Annotated in this window: 15 protein-coding genes; 9 read left to right on the plus strand and 6 right to left on the minus strand. The window is 70.0% G+C overall.

Going from position 1 to position 13027, the window contains the following annotated elements; translation table 11 throughout:
• Window positions 1-110 precede the first annotated feature (110 nt).
• Window positions 111-716 (plus strand): TetR-like C-terminal domain-containing protein, encoded by a 606-nt coding sequence (locus AB0E78_RS37250; protein ID WP_361842678.1) that lies wholly within the window; start codon window positions 111-113, stop codon window positions 714-716.
• Window positions 717-758: 42 nt separating this feature from the next.
• Here AB0E78_RS37250 and AB0E78_RS37255 read toward each other — a convergent pair whose 3' ends face one another.
• A complete protein-coding gene (locus AB0E78_RS37255; RefSeq protein WP_361842681.1) occupies window positions 759-1202 on the minus strand; it encodes a hypothetical protein in 444 nt (147 codons plus the stop codon).
• A 29-nt stretch (window positions 1203-1231) separates the two neighbouring features.
• Here AB0E78_RS37255 and AB0E78_RS37260 point away from each other — a divergent pair, with 29 nt between their 5' ends.
• The 4 genes from AB0E78_RS37260 to sph all read left to right on the plus strand — a co-directional run bounded on the left by AB0E78_RS37260 (window position 1232) and on the right by sph (window position 4797).
• A complete protein-coding gene (locus tag AB0E78_RS37260; protein ID WP_361842684.1) occupies window positions 1232-1528 on the plus strand; it encodes a VOC family protein in 297 nt (98 codons plus the stop codon).
• Between the two features lie 138 nt (window positions 1529-1666).
• Window positions 1667-2905 carry a Cmx/CmrA family chloramphenicol efflux MFS transporter gene (locus AB0E78_RS37265; protein WP_361842687.1) on the plus strand — a complete coding sequence of 413 codons (1239 nt, stop codon included), beginning with the start codon at window positions 1667-1669 and terminating at the stop codon, window positions 2903-2905.
• Between the two features lie 78 nt (window positions 2906-2983).
• Window positions 2984-3562, plus strand: a complete 579-nt coding sequence (locus tag AB0E78_RS37270; RefSeq protein ID WP_361842690.1) for a TetR/AcrR family transcriptional regulator — start codon at window positions 2984-2986, stop codon at window positions 3560-3562.
• A gap of 227 nt (window positions 3563-3789) precedes the next feature.
• Complete coding sequence (gene sph / locus AB0E78_RS37275) at window positions 3790-4797, plus strand: sphingomyelin phosphodiesterase (RefSeq protein ID WP_361842693.1); 1008 nt, start codon at window positions 3790-3792, stop codon at window positions 4795-4797.
• Between the two features lie 59 nt (window positions 4798-4856).
• Here the strand turns inward: sph and AB0E78_RS37280 are convergent, their stop codons facing one another.
• Both AB0E78_RS37280 and zapE read right to left on the minus strand, forming a co-directional pair.
• Window positions 4857-6221 (minus strand): alkaline phosphatase PhoX, encoded by a 1365-nt coding sequence (locus AB0E78_RS37280; protein WP_361842695.1) that lies wholly within the window; start codon window positions 6219-6221, stop codon window positions 4857-4859.
• Between the two features lie 94 nt (window positions 6222-6315).
• Window positions 6316-7410 carry a cell division protein ZapE gene (zapE, locus tag AB0E78_RS37285; RefSeq protein WP_361842697.1) on the minus strand — a complete coding sequence of 365 codons (1095 nt, stop codon included), beginning with the start codon at window positions 7408-7410 and terminating at the stop codon, window positions 6316-6318.
• 37 nt (window positions 7411-7447) lie between these two features.
• Between zapE and AB0E78_RS37290 the strand changes: the two genes are divergently transcribed.
• The 4 genes from AB0E78_RS37290 to msrB all read left to right on the plus strand — a co-directional run bounded on the left by AB0E78_RS37290 (window position 7448) and on the right by msrB (window position 10820).
• Complete coding sequence (locus AB0E78_RS37290; protein WP_361842700.1) at window positions 7448-8212, plus strand: pyrimidine reductase family protein; 765 nt, start codon at window positions 7448-7450, stop codon at window positions 8210-8212.
• A gap of 145 nt (window positions 8213-8357) precedes the next feature.
• Window positions 8358-8831 (plus strand): indole-3-glycerol phosphate synthase, encoded by a 474-nt coding sequence (locus tag AB0E78_RS37295; protein ID WP_361842702.1) that lies wholly within the window; start codon window positions 8358-8360, stop codon window positions 8829-8831.
• 143 nt (window positions 8832-8974) lie between these two features.
• Window positions 8975-10372, plus strand: coding sequence for a UDP-N-acetylmuramate--L-alanine ligase (gene murC / locus AB0E78_RS37300; RefSeq protein ID WP_361842704.1), 1398 nt, complete (start codon window positions 8975-8977; stop codon window positions 10370-10372).
• Window positions 10373-10412: 40 nt separating this feature from the next.
• On the plus strand, window positions 10413-10820 hold the full coding sequence (gene msrB / locus AB0E78_RS37305; protein WP_361842707.1) for a peptide-methionine (R)-S-oxide reductase MsrB: 408 nt from the start codon (window positions 10413-10415) through the stop codon (window positions 10818-10820).
• Between the two features lie 2 nt (window positions 10821-10822).
• Here msrB and AB0E78_RS37310 read toward each other — a convergent pair whose 3' ends face one another.
• The 3 genes from AB0E78_RS37310 to AB0E78_RS37320 all read right to left on the minus strand — a co-directional run bounded on the left by AB0E78_RS37310 (window position 10823) and on the right by AB0E78_RS37320 (window position 13018).
• Complete coding sequence (locus tag AB0E78_RS37310) at window positions 10823-11233, minus strand: hypothetical protein (RefSeq protein ID WP_361842709.1); 411 nt, start codon at window positions 11231-11233, stop codon at window positions 10823-10825.
• Between the two features lie 652 nt (window positions 11234-11885).
• Window positions 11886-12197, minus strand: coding sequence for a hypothetical protein (locus AB0E78_RS37315; RefSeq protein WP_361842712.1), 312 nt, complete (start codon window positions 12195-12197; stop codon window positions 11886-11888).
• 110 nt (window positions 12198-12307) lie between these two features.
• A complete protein-coding gene (locus AB0E78_RS37320) occupies window positions 12308-13018 on the minus strand; it encodes a vWA domain-containing protein (RefSeq protein WP_361842714.1) in 711 nt (236 codons plus the stop codon).
• Between the last annotated feature and the right edge of the window lie 9 nt (window positions 13019-13027).

Here is a 13027-nt window from a genome sequence, read left to right on the forward strand (position 1 = left end):
CGGGCCCCTCGCGCAACGCGAGACCCACAGGGCCCGCCGGGCTCACCGGGTTCACTGGGTTCACCGAGGCGGAAGGGGGCGGAGGCCTGGTGCGAAGTACATTGGCGCCGATGACAGAGCGACCACCACACGGCTCGGCCCGTCCCGGCGGGCGGACGGCCCGCACCCGCACCGCCGTCCTCGCGGCTGCCCTGGACGAGCTCGACGCGGCCGGGTTCAACGCGCTCACGCTGGACAAGCTCGCCGCACGCTCGGGCGTCCACGTCTCGACGATCCGCCGCCGCTGGCGCACCGTCGAGGGTGTCGTCGTCGACCTGCTGGCCCAGCACAGCTCGACGATCCCGACCCCGGACTCCGGCGACTTCCGGCAGGACCTGCACGAACTGGCCCAGGCCATCGCCGACTTCCAGGCCGCGCCGCGCAACTACAACCTCATCGAAGGCATCGTGGCGGCCGCCGCACACGACTCGGGCATCGCCGACATCGTCCGCGGCGCCTTCACGGCACGCACCGAGCACGTCACCCAGCTCGTGAGCCGCGCCGTCGACCGCGGTGAACTCCCCCCGGAAACCAGCGCCACCGAAGTCATCGCGGCCCTGAGCGCGCCCTTCTACTACCGCCTCCTCATCCTCCGCGCCCCCGTGGATGAACGACTCGTCCACACCAGCGCCGAAGCCGCCTACTACGCGGCACACGCGGGGGTCTTCGGCCGATAGGACCCGGCGAGCGCACATACCCGTACACCAGCCCCCCCGGAGTCACACGCCGGTCGCCCCGGCCGCCGCCGTCCGGGACACCTCTTCGGTGAACCGCTGCCGCAGCAGTTCGTACGCGTCATGGCGGCGCGGGAGCCGTCCCGGCGGGCGTGTCACTGAACGTGGCGCCGTGACCCGCTGGCCCAGCCGGAACTGCTCCCGCGTCAGGTCCAGTTCGACCCCGCTCGCCAGGCGGTTCCACCAGTGGAAGCCCTGCTGCTCGCCCCCGGCCGACCACACCTCCCCGACCAGCAACTCGCCGCCGAGCATGTCGTGCACGACGAGCGTGGTGATGTCGCAGTGGCCCCAGGCCGGGTTGTCGGTGGTCCACGGGGTGCGGGCCGCGTCGTCGGGGGAGCAGGTGTCGGCGGACCACGCGAGGCGCAGCGCGGCATCGATGCCGGTCAGGGTCAGCGGATGCGCACCAGCCGGGAGCAGCGGATTCATGACCGTCAGAATGGCACCCGCCACTGACAATGCCGCTGACGACGCCTCCGGCACAGGCTTCACGCACGCACTACTTCGCCGAGGTCTCCGAGCCGAAGACCCAGAAGAACCGCGTCCACCTCTGTCTCCAGCCCGAGAGCACCCGCGACGCGGAGGTGGAACGGCTCCTGGCGGTGGGCGCGACCGTGGCGGCGGACCGCCGGAACGCTGACGGCACCGGCTGGGTGGTCTTCCTCGACCCCGAGGGCAACGAGTTCTGCGTGCTGCGCGGCGCGGCCGAACGCGCGGCGGCCGAAGCGGTCAGCTGTGACCGGGTCGCTCACTGATCACAGCGGGGAGCGGCGGGCGCGTACACGCCCCGGCAGCAGCATTTTGAAGCGAACGATTCAAAATGTGCTAGCGTCCTGATCGTCGATTTTGGAGCGGGCGCTCCAAAAACTCAGTCGCGATCAGGAGGAGCGTCAATGCCGCCTGCGGTGTACATAGTTGGGCTCGGCATCTTCACTCAGGGGACCTCGGAGTTCATGCTGTCCGGCCTGCTGCCGGGCATGGCCGCCGACCTGGGGGTGTCGATCCCCGACGCGGGGCTGCTGATCTCGGCCTTCGCGATCGGCATGGTCGTCGGCGCGCCGCTGCTCGCGGTGGCCACCCTGAGCTGGCCCCGGCGGACCGCCCTCGTCTCCCTCCAGGCGGCCTTCGTCGTCGCCCACGTGATCGGCGCGCTCGCGCCCGGCTACGGCGTCCTCTTCGTCACGCGCGTGGTCAGCGCCCTCGCGTACGCGGGGTACTGGGGCGTGGCCGTGGCCACCGCGGTCGCCCTCGTGCCGCCCGCGGCCAAGGCGAAGGCGGTCGCCGTGGTGGCGGGCGGTCTCACGCTGGCCACGGTCGTCGGCGTGCCCGCAGGCACCCTGCTCAGCCAGTACTCCAGCTGGCGCGCCGCGTTCTGGGCGGTGGCCGCGGCCACCCTGGTGAGCCTCGTGTGCACGCTGCTCGTCGTCCCCGGTGGCCGGTCCGAAGCCGGGCGTACGTCGGTGAAGGCGGAGCTGCGCGGCATGGCGCGGCCCCAGCTCTGGCTCTCGTACGCCATCACGGCCTTCGCCTTCGGCGCGGTCATCGTCACCTTCAGCTATCTCGCACCGCTCCTGACCGACGTGAGCGGAGTGTCCGAGGGGTGGGTGCCCGCGGTCCTCGCCCTGTTCGGCGCCGGCGGGATGCTGGGCCTGGTGATCGGCGGACGCACGGCCCAGGCGCATCCCCTGCGGACCCTGGGCGTGGGCCTCGGGGCGCTCGCCCTCTTCTCCGGGCTGCTCGCCCTCATGGCCGGTTCGACGGTCTTCGTGATCGCGCTGGTGTTCCTCCTGGGGCTGGTCGGGTACGTCACCAACCCCGCCCTGCAGTCACGGGTGTTCACCCTCGCCCCGGCCGCCCCGACGCTGGTCGGCGCCACCAACACGGCCGCGTTCAACGTCGGCAACACCCTGGCCCCGCTCCTCGGCGGCCTGACCATCGACGCCGGACTGGGCTACGCCTCCGTGGCCTGGGTCGGCGCCGCGCTCGCCGCCGCCGGAGCGCTGACCGTGCTCTGGGCGGGCCGGCTCCAGCGGGCGGACCGGGACCTGGCGTCCGAGCTCCGCGACCCCCGCGACCCGCACGGCCCCGACGACCCCCGCGAACCTCAGGAACGTACGCACGCGACCGCATGACCGGACCGTGCGTGCCGACCGCCCGCCATGCTGTCGCGACATTTTGTACGTGTATTCCAAAACCCGTACTGTAGGGCCATGGCCAGGCCACGAGAGTTCGACGAGGACCGCGTCATCACCGCGGCCATGGACACGTTCTGGCGGCACGGCTACGAGGGCACGTCGACGCGCGCGCTGTGTGACAGCACCGGCCTCGGGCCCTCCAGCCTCTACAACACCTTCGGCGGCAAGCGTCAGCTCTATCTGCGCGCACTGCAGCGGTACTACGAGACCAGCACCGCCGAGCAGGTCGAGCTCCTGCGGGGCGAGGGCACGGCGAAGGACCGGCTGCGGGCCATGATGGTCCACGCCGTGGACGCCGATCTCGACGAGGCGGACGGGCGCGGCTGCTTCGCGATCAACGCGGCCGTCGAGATCGCCGGGCTCGACCCAGCGGTCAAGGACGCCGTACGGCGCAACTTCGACCGGGTCGAGGAGGAGCTGCGCACGGTCGTGACGACCGGCAAGCGCGCGGGCGAGCTCCGGTCGACGGCCGACGCGCGGACCGTCGCCCGCCGGGTGCAGAGCACGTACTACGGCCTGCGCGTCCTCGCCCGCGTCCAGGACGACCGGCAGACGCTGCTCGACACGGTGGAGAGCACGCTCGCCGATCTGTGATCACCGGGCCGTGACATGCGCCCGGCGCCGCTCGAGCCCTCCGGGCATGGCGGGACGCACAAAATCGCCGCGCTCCCGCCGCGGGTTCTTTGTTCACGTGACGTATCCCCAGAAGTAGTCACGGCTGATTGGATGTGCGGCGCCCCATCAGCCGCACCACGTGCACACCGTGCCAACGCGTGCATCGCGTGCACTTTCCCAACTACCCCCCACTCCCAGGAGATTCAGTGCCGCACCCAGCGCCGCGCAGGACTCACGCCGTCGCGATCGCCACGGTGCTCGCCGCGGCCACGCTCGTCACCGTCACCGTCACCGTCGCCCCGTCCGCGAGCGCCGCCGACGCGCCTGCCGCCTCTGTCGACACTCCCGCACTCAAGGTGCTCTCGTACAACGCGTTCCTCATGAGCAAGAACCTTTACCCGAACTGGGGTCAGGACCACCGCGCCAAGGCCATTCCGGCCGCGGACTTCTTCCAGGGCAAGGACGTCGTCGTCCTCCAGGAGGCCTTCGACAACTCCGCGTCCGACGCGCTGAAGGCCAACGCCGCGGACCGCTACCCGCACCAGACGCCCGTCATGGGCCGGAGCAAGGACGGCTGGGACGCCACCGGCGGTGCGTACTCGTCGGTGACACCGGAGGACGGCGGAGTGACCGTCCTCAGCAAGTGGCCGATCGTGCGCAAGGAGCAGTACGTCTACAAGGACGCCTGCGGCTCCGACTCGTACTCCAACAAGGGCTTCGTCTATGCCCAGTTGGACGTGAACGGCAAGAAGGTGCACGTCGTGGGCACCCACGCCCAGTCCACCGACCCGGGCTGCGGCTCCGGTGAGGCGGCCGCGACCCGTGCCCTGCAGTTCAAGGAGATGGACGCCTTCCTGGACGCCAAGAACATCCCGGCGGCCGAACAGGTCCTCGTGGCCGGGGACTTCAACGTGGACTCCCACAGCGGTGAGTACGCCTCAATGCTCGCCGACGGCGGCTTCGACCCCGCCGACGGACGTACGGGCCACCCGTACTCCTTCGACACCCAGGACAACTCCATCGCGTCCGAGCGCTACCCGGACGACCCCCGCGAGGACCTGGACTATGTCCTGCACCGCAAGGGCCACGCCCGCCCCGCCACCTGGCACAACGAGGTGGTCAAGGAGCAGAGCGCGCCCTGGACGGTCTCCAGCTGGGGCAAGAAGTACACGTACACCAACCTGTCCGACCACTACCCGCTGATCGGCTCCTAGCGACGGGGTGCGGGGTGCGCGGCGGCCAACCGCCGCGCACCCCGTCACGTCACGTCAGATCACGTCCGGTGCCACGGCCCCGTCACCGCGAACGTCGTGCCGGGGGTGTAGCAGTTGACGTACATCGTCTCGTGGTCCGGCGAGAAGCAGACGCCCGCGAACTCGCCCCACTCGGGCTCCTCGGGGGTGCCGATGTTCTGCTGCCCGCGGGCCATCGCGTAGACCTCGCCGCGCCGCGTCAGGCCGTAGACATGCTGTGCGCCCCCGCCGTCCTCGGCCACCATCAGGCCGCCGCTGGGTGCGAGGCAGATGTTGTCGGGGGACTCGCCGGGCAGCTGGATGTCGGTGCTCGGGCCGAAGACGATCACCAGGGTGAGACGGCGCTTCGAGGGTTCGTAGCGCCAGATCTGCCCGAAGTGGTCGGCCGCGGAGCCCTCCGCGCTGTGCGCGAACGACGACACGAAGTAGACGGAGCTCCCGCCCCAGTAGCAGCCCTCCAGCTTCTGCGCGTGCGTGATGCCCTTGGGGCCGAAGTCCTGGTTTCTGATGGGGGTCTGGGCCGCGAGCGGGTCGGGTACGTCGACCCATTCGACGCCCTCGAAGTGCGCGCCCGTCTCCTGGATCGCGGACAGGTCGGGCACGCCCGGCACCCGCATGGCCTGCAGCTTGCCGCCCGCGCGGAGCGAACCGCGGCCGCCCTCGGGCTTCTTGGGCAGGAAGCGGTAGAAGAGACCGAAGGGCTTGAGGAAGGCGTCCTCGGTCTCGTAGACGACACCTCGCCGTGGATCGACGGCAATTGCCTCGTGCTGGAAGCGGCCCATCGCGGTGAGCGGCACGGCCCCGGTGCGGCGCGGGTCGACGGGGTCGACCTCGAAGATGAAGCCGTGGTCCTTGGTGTAGCCGTTCGTGCCGGCCTTGTCCTCGGTCTCCTCGCAGGTCAGCCAGGTGCCCCAAGGGGTCGGCCCACCCGCGCAGTTGACCGCGGTACCGGCGATCGCGACGCGCTCACCGATGACGTTGTTGTGGCGGTCGAGGGAGAGCGCCGTACAGCCGCCCTTGCCCATCGGGTCGTAGGTGATGCCCTCGACCGTGGGCACGGGGACTCTGCCGTCCTTGCGGTTCTCGTGGTTGCGGACGAGGTTCGTGCCGCCCTTCTTGCCGCGGAACGTGGCCATGCCGTCGAAGTTGCTCGGCACCTTGCCCTCACCGGACGGCAGATCGCCGCCCTCCCGCGAGAGGACCTTGTAGCGGAAACCTTTCGGCAGATCGAGCAGACCGGCGGGGTCGGGCACCAGCGGCCCGTACCCGGCCTTGCCCTGCGCGGCGGCGCTGCCCGCGAAGAGTTCCGAGAGCGCTCCGGTGAAGGCGATTCCCGCACCCACCGCACCGGTACGGGCAAGCACCTGACGTCGTGTCGTGGACATAAAAGGCCGACCTCCTGCTGGCGGACAGGAACATGACCGGATGTGTGTACCACGCGCCTAGGCGTGCGGGAACCACGCGCGTAGCGGTGAGTCGCTACGGCTTGACGAGGCTCTTCGCGTCCCGCGCGAGCGCGGTGAGCCGGGAGATCGCCCGGAAGTACTTCTTCCGGTAGCCGCCGTTCAGCATGTCCTCGCTGAACAGCTGGTCGAAGGGGACGCCCGAGGCGAGCACGGGGACCTCGCGGTCGTACAGGCGGTCGGCGAGCACGACGAGGCGCAGGGCGGTCGACTGGTCGGGGACGGGCGTCACGTCCGTGAGGCAGACGGCCCTGAGGTCGTCGGTGAGCGCTCCGTACCGGCTGGGGTGGACGCGTGCGAGGTGGTCGAGCAGATGCGGGAAGTCGTCCAGGCTCGCGCCTTCGGTCGCGTACGCGGTCTTGGTGACCTGCTCCTCCGAGTGCGGGGACGGCGCCTCCGGAAGACCCCGGTGGCGGTAGTCCTCGCCGTCGATCCGCAGCGACTTGAAGTGGGTGGCCAGGCCCTGGATCTCGCGCAGGAAGTCGGCGGAGGCGAACCTGCCCTCGCCGAGCTTGCCCGGCAGCGTGTTCGAGGTCGCGGCGAGCGCGACGCCCTCGTCGACGAGCCGCGAGAGCAGCGAGGAGACGAGCACCGTGTCGCCCGGGTCGTCGAGCTCGAATTCGTCGATGCAGAGCAGCCGGTGCCCGCCGAGGGTGCGCACGGTCTGCTGGAAGCCGAGCGCCCCGACCAGGTTCGTCAGCTCGACGAAGGTGCCGAACGCCTTCTGCTCGGGCGCGGCGGGCGTCGCGTGCCAGAGGGAGGCCAGGAGGTGGGTCTTGCCCACGCCGTAGCCGCCGTCGAGGTAGACACCGCGGGGTCCCGTGGGGGCCGCCGGCTTGGCGCGGCCGAACCAGCGCTTCTTGCCGGCGCCGGACGCGTGTGCCCCGCCGAGCCCGGCCGCGAAGCCGCTCAGGACCCGCACGGCCTCGGTCTGGCTCGGCTGGTTCGGGTCCGGGATGTACGTATCGAAGCGGACGGAGTCGAAGCGCGGGGGCGGCACCATCTCGGCGACCAGACGGTCGGCGGGGACATGGGGCTCGCGGGCGCACAGCGACAGGGGAGCCGCTTCGGCTATGGGGCTCTGCCCGGGGGCGGCGGTGGAGGACGACACGGTTCCTAACTGTAAGCGCCGTGCAAGACTGCTGGACATGCGACGCCTGTTCCCTGTGACCGACCAGACAGACGAAACATCAGTACGAGAGTGGGAGCTGGCCGAGCTGGCCGACGCGTACGCCTACCCTCCGGGCGACACTCCCTGGCTGCGCGCCAACATGGTGTCCACGCTCGACGGGGCGGCCCAGCACGACGGCCGGTCGCAGCCCATCTCGAACGCCGCGGACATGCGGATCTTCGGCACCCTGCGCGCGGTCGCCGATGCTGTGGTCGTGGGTGCCGAGACGGTCCGCCAGGAGGGTTACCGCCCGGCACGCGTGCGTGAGGCCTTCGCCGGGCGCAGGGCGGCGGCCGGGCAGTCGGTGGTGCCCGCGATCGCCGTCGTCAGCGCGAGCCTGAACCTGGATTTCAGCCTTCCGCTTTTCACCTCGCCCCCGGTGCCCACGCTCGTGGTGACCGGTGCCGCGGCGCCCGCCGACCGGGTCGCGGCGGCCGAGAAGGCGGGTGCCGTGGTGGTGGTCGCGGGGGAGGGCACGGCCGTCGAGCCGGAGCGGGTCGCGCCCGCCCTGGCCGAGCGCGGCCTGACCCGGCTGCTCACGGAGGGCGGGCCCCGGCTGCTCGGCCAGTTCGTGGCGGCGGGGGCCCTGGACGAGCTCTGTCTGACGGTGTCCCCGATGCTCACCGCGGGGGACGCGCAGCGGATCGCCTGGGGGTCCGCGCTCGCGGTGCCGGAACGATTCGCCCTGGCTTCCCTGCTGGAGGAGGCCGGGTTCCTCTTCACCCGATACCGTCGGACCTGACAATCAGCGGAATCACCCGTTCCGTTTCGCTTCCGCTGGGCACACTAAAAGTCGCAGACCCCGTGCGGCCACGGGGCAGGATGGTTTCCGCAGGGGCCCGTCGAGACAGACTCCCGGCGGCCCACGGATGAGAAGGGCGCCTGTCGTGTTCACAAGCGTATTGATGATCGAGAAGGCCCTGACGTCCGCCGACGTGGAGTTCGTCACCACCTTGCACGGCGACGAGACGGTCACCTTCCGAGTGCTGCTCCAGCCCCGCGGCGATCAGGCGGACCGCCTGCTGCGGGCTATCGACGACGTGGCGCTGGGGGAGCTCGACGAGGCGGCGAGGGAAGGCGACGTCCCCGAGGGGCAGGACGCCACGGCCCCCGCGCAGAAGGCCCTCGAGGTCTCGCTGACGGCGCTGCACGCGGCGGGCTGCGAGGCAAGGGGACAGCTGATCGAGGACCACCCCCTCGACGCGCTCAGGCAGCTGGTCGACGAGGCCGACGCGGACGAGGTCATCGTGCTGACCGACCCGCACTACGTGGAGGAGTTCTTCCACCGGGACTGGGCCTCGCGGGCGCGGCACAAGGTCGGCGTACCGGTCCTGAAGCTGTTCTCGCACGCGAAGGACTAGGCGGCCCGGGCGGGGCGGCGAGGGCGGCAGGACAGGGGGCGGGGCGGCACGGCAGGGCGCAGGTGTGCCCGCCGTCCGCCCGAGGCAATAGTCTGGGCCCTGCTCATCTGCCGTAACTCTTGGACTCTTGGGGAGACACACGTATGGCACCCGGCCTGCCCACCGCCATGGACCGACCGCACTTCATCGGCATCGGCGGCGCCGGAATGTCGGGCATCGCCAAGATCCTGGCCCAGCGCGGCGCCAAGGTCGCCGGCAGCGACGCGCGCGAGTCCGCCACGGCCGAGGCCCTGCGGACCCTGGGCGCCACGGTCCACATCGGCCACGACGCCGCGCACCTCGCGTCCGACGCGACCTGCGTGGTCGTCTCCTCCGCGATCCGCGCCGACAACCCCGAGCTGGCCCGCGCCACGGAACTCGGCATTCCGGTCGTGCACCGCTCGGACGCGCTCGCCTCCCTCATGGAGGGCCTGCGCCCGATCGCGGTGGCCGGCACGCACGGCAAGACCACGACGACGTCGATGCTCGCCGTCACCCTCTCCACCCTCGGCCTCGACCCCTCGTACGCGATCGGCGGCGACCTGGACGCGCCGGGCTCGAACGCGCTGCACGGCGACGGCGACATCTTCGTGGCCGAGGCGGACGAGAGCGACCGCAGCTTCCACAAGTACGCGCCCGAGGTCGCCATCGTCCTGAACGTGGAGCTCGACCACCACGCCAACTACGCGTCGATGGACGAGATCTACGAGTCCTTCGAGACCTTCGCGGGCAAGATCGTTCCCGGCGGCACGCTGGTGATCGCGGCGGACCAGGACGGCGCTGCCGAGCTGACGCGGCGCGTGCGCGCCGCGCTGCCGGACCTCAAGGTCGTCACGTACGGCGAGTCCGAGGGCTCCGACCTGCGCATTCACAAGATCACCCCGCGCGGTCTGACCAGCGAGGTCACGGTCGTCCTGAACGGCAAGTTCCTGACCTTCACGGTCTCGGTCCCCGGCCGCCACTACGCCCACAACGCGGTGGCCGCCCTGGCCGCGGGCATCGCCCTCGGCATCCCGGCGCACAACCTCGCGTCGGCCCTCGGCTCGTACACCGGCGTCAAGCGCCGCCTCCAGCTCAAGGGCGAGGCGAAGGGCGTCCAGGTCATCGACTCGTACGCGCACCACCCCACGGAGATGACCGCGGACCTGGAGGCGATGCGCTCCTCCGCGGGCGACTCGCGCCTCCTGGTCCTCTTCCAGCCCCACCTCTTCTCCCGCACGCAGGAGCTGGGCAAGGAGATGGGCCAGGCCCTGGCCCTCGCGGACGCCTCCGTGGTCCTGGACATCTACCCCGCCCGCGAGGACCCGATCCCCGGCATCACCAGCGCCCTGATCACCGACGCGGCCGTCGCGGCCGGCGCCGACGTCCGGGCCGTGCACGACAAGACCGAGGCCGTCACGGTCATCGCGGGAATGACCAGGCCCGGTGATCTCGTTCTCACCATGGGAGCGGGCGACGTCACGGACCTCGGCCCGGAGATCCTGGCCGAGCTTTCCCACTGATCGGCCCAGCCGAAGTTGTCGAAGTAAGGGGTTCAGTCTCATGTCGTACGACGTCGAGAAGCCGGACGAGCAGTGGCGCGCGGAGCTGAGCCCCTCGGAGTACGCGGTGCTGCGCCAGGCGGGCACGGAGCCCGCGTTCCGGGGTGAGTACACCGACACCAAGACCAAGGGCGTCTACTCCTGCCGTGCGTGCGGCGCCGAGCTGTTCACCTCGGAGGAGAAGTTCGAGTCGCACTGCGGCTGGCCGAGCTTCTTCGACCCCAAGGACACGGACGCGGTCGAGCTCCTCCAGGACTCCTCGCACGGCATGGTGCGTACGGAGGTCCGCTGTGCCCGATGCGGGTCGCACCTCGGTCACGTATTCGAGGGTGAGGGCTATGCCACGCCGACGGACCAGCGGTACTGCATCAACTCGATCTCGCTGACGCTGGCGCCCACGGAGGGCTGAGCTCAGGACGGTGACGGCTCGGAGGTGACGTCTTCCTGGCCGATCCTCCGGCCGTTCTGGTAGATCGTCACGACGCCGTCGTGGATGCGATAGCGATAGGGGTCGTTGCGCGCCTCATAGCCGTCCGACGTCTTCTCGGCGGGCATGGCGATGCCCTTCTCACGATGGTCGCTGAACTCACCGAAGTAGTACAGTCGCCCGCCTTCCGTACGGCAGAGAGTGATCTGCTTGTTCTTCGTGCGGAACGCCTCCACCAGTTCCGCCCCTTCCCCGGAGGGCAGCGCCGAGGCGATCCGCCCCGGGCAGGAAGCGGCCTTCGGCGAGATCTCCGGTTCGGGATCGCTCCCCCCGGACGGGAGGCCGTCCCCGCAGCCCTTGACGAGCAGCGGAAACAGGAAGAGAACCACGGCCACGCCGAGGCAGCTCTGGAGACATCCTTTGGTCGTGTTCTTCTTCGGCTTGGGGCGTCGGTACGAGGGGTACGCGGGCCGATAGGTCGGTGCCGGTCTGCTGACGGGGGGCCGGCGTGGGGTGGTGGCCGGCGGGACGTAGCCGCCGGAAGCCGCCGACGGGTAGAAGACCTCGGCCGTCGGCGGGCGGGGCGCTGTGGGCCGTCTGGAAGAACCCGTTCCGGTCCGTGGGCGAGGCGATGATGTGCTTGTGTCGCCCCCAGGACGAGACGATGTGCTCGGCCTGGCGGTTGTCGTTCTCGGTGCTGTCTTCTTGGGCGGAGGCTTCTTGGCTGCCGTCTTCTTGGCCGCAGTTTTCTTGGGGGCGGGCTTCTTCGGTGCAGCCTTCTTCGTCGCGGCCCGCCAGCCCGTCGCGCAGGCGATGCAGGACAGATCGGTCCGTGCGTTGTTGGTGTCGCACTTGAGGCACGTCCAGTCCCCCGCGGGGCGGGCCGCAGACGGCCGCTTGGCCGGAGCCCGTTTGGCGGGCGTGGGGGTGCTCCGCGCCGTGTCGCAGATGTGACACACCTTCTCGTCAGGTGCGTTGAAGATGTCGCAGGCCGCGCATCGCCAATTGGCCCCAGCCACCCTGAACCTCCCCTCCCGTGCTGACCCGCTAGGGCGCCGGGGCTGCCGCGATCCGGTCGAAGATCTCCTGGTACAGCTCCTCCGACGGAGCGCTCACAGGATCGGCGAGCCACTCTTCGCTGTCGCAGGGCACACGGTGCAACGAGTCGTCCTCCGTCGCTTCGGCTGCCAAGTCCGCCAGCCCGTGGGTCCGTTGCAGGTCTTCGACGAACCGGATTGCCTGGGACGTGTACGTCGAAGGGACGTCGACCCGCACCATGACCCGGCCCACTGCACCCTGCGACCCGGGCCGGAAGTGGAAGATGATCTGTGCCCCGCTGTCCGGCCCGTGGGTACGCATGCTCACTGAGGTGCACCGGTCCACGCCTACTTCCATGACTCCGAAACCACGCCAATGGAAGGTGAACATCTCCCCAAGCACGCTGAATTCGCCGTCCGGCAGATCGAGTCTCACAGACTGTTCGCGATCGTCTCGATGATCTCGTCCATCTCGAACTCCTCAAGGCCTTCGCCCGCCTTGGACTCGAAGTGGAGCGTGAGGTCCCATTCCTCGGAGATGGGGTCCTTCCAGGGGGCGCTGTCCGGTGCGAAGAGAACGAGGCGTTTCGCCGATTGCTCCATCACGGCAGTCTGGCTGCGCGCATAGCCCCACTGCTCGAAGAGTTCGTCCATGGTGCGGGGAATCCGTGCGGGGTAGGTCTGACCGGCTACGCCTACCGTCCCGAGCGGGTGGGCCGGTGCGTCGGTGAACATCACGACCACATGCCGCCTGCGGTCAAGGCCCTTCTCCCAGGGCGAGTTGATGGCCAGTGCGAGGGCTTCGAGGCCGGACTCGGGGATGTCGCCGCCGCCGGCCGCTTCGATTCCGCGCACGAAAGACTCGAACTCCTTCGACTGCGCGGGAAGTTGCAGGAAATCGGTCTGCTCGATGGCGTCGGAAGGATCGTCGCCGAAGTCACGGAACGCGATGACCTTCAGCCGTAGCTGGCTGATGGCCTTGCCCTTCTTCGCCATGACGTCGTTCAGCCGCTCATGGAACTGCAGAGCGCTGGACTTCACCGTATCGAGAACAGGGAACATGCTGGCTGTCGCGTCGACGCAGAGCACGATGTCCACCGCGTACTGGAGATTGCCCTGGTATTGCCCGGTGTTCGCGTTCATGTGGTGTCT

The organism is Streptomyces sp. NPDC032198, assembly GCF_040636975.1.
Taxonomy (GTDB): Bacteria; Actinomycetota; Actinomycetes; order Streptomycetales; family Streptomycetaceae; genus Streptomyces.

What these genes read in the sequence shown, in the direction of transcription:
- AB0E78_RS37250 (WP_361842678.1), top strand. Translation starts at nt 111, where the DNA reads ATGACAGAGCGACCACCACACGGCTCGGCCCGTCCCGGCGGGCGGACG.
- AB0E78_RS37255 (WP_361842681.1), bottom strand. Translation starts at nt 1,202, where the DNA reads ATGAATCCGCTGCTCCCGGCTGGTGCGCATCCGCTGACCCTGACCGGC.
- AB0E78_RS37260 (WP_361842684.1), top strand. Translation starts at nt 1,232, where the DNA reads ATGCCGCTGACGACGCCTCCGGCACAGGCTTCACGCACGCACTACTTC.
- AB0E78_RS37265 (WP_361842687.1), top strand. Translation starts at nt 1,667, where the DNA reads ATGCCGCCTGCGGTGTACATAGTTGGGCTCGGCATCTTCACTCAGGGG.
- AB0E78_RS37270 (WP_361842690.1), top strand. Translation starts at nt 2,984, where the DNA reads ATGGCCAGGCCACGAGAGTTCGACGAGGACCGCGTCATCACCGCGGCC.
- AB0E78_RS37280 (WP_361842695.1), bottom strand. Translation starts at nt 6,221, where the DNA reads ATGTCCACGACACGACGTCAGGTGCTTGCCCGTACCGGTGCGGTGGGT.
- AB0E78_RS37290 (WP_361842700.1), top strand. Translation starts at nt 7,448, where the DNA reads ATGCGACGCCTGTTCCCTGTGACCGACCAGACAGACGAAACATCAGTA.
- murC (WP_361842704.1), top strand. Translation starts at nt 8,975, where the DNA reads ATGGCACCCGGCCTGCCCACCGCCATGGACCGACCGCACTTCATCGGC.
- msrB (WP_361842707.1), top strand. Translation starts at nt 10,413, where the DNA reads ATGTCGTACGACGTCGAGAAGCCGGACGAGCAGTGGCGCGCGGAGCTG.
- AB0E78_RS37315 (WP_361842712.1), bottom strand. Translation starts at nt 12,197, where the DNA reads ATGCGTACCCACGGGCCGGACAGCGGGGCACAGATCATCTTCCACTTC.
- AB0E78_RS37320 (WP_361842714.1), bottom strand. Translation starts at nt 13,018, where the DNA reads ATGAACGCGAACACCGGGCAATACCAGGGCAATCTCCAGTACGCGGTG.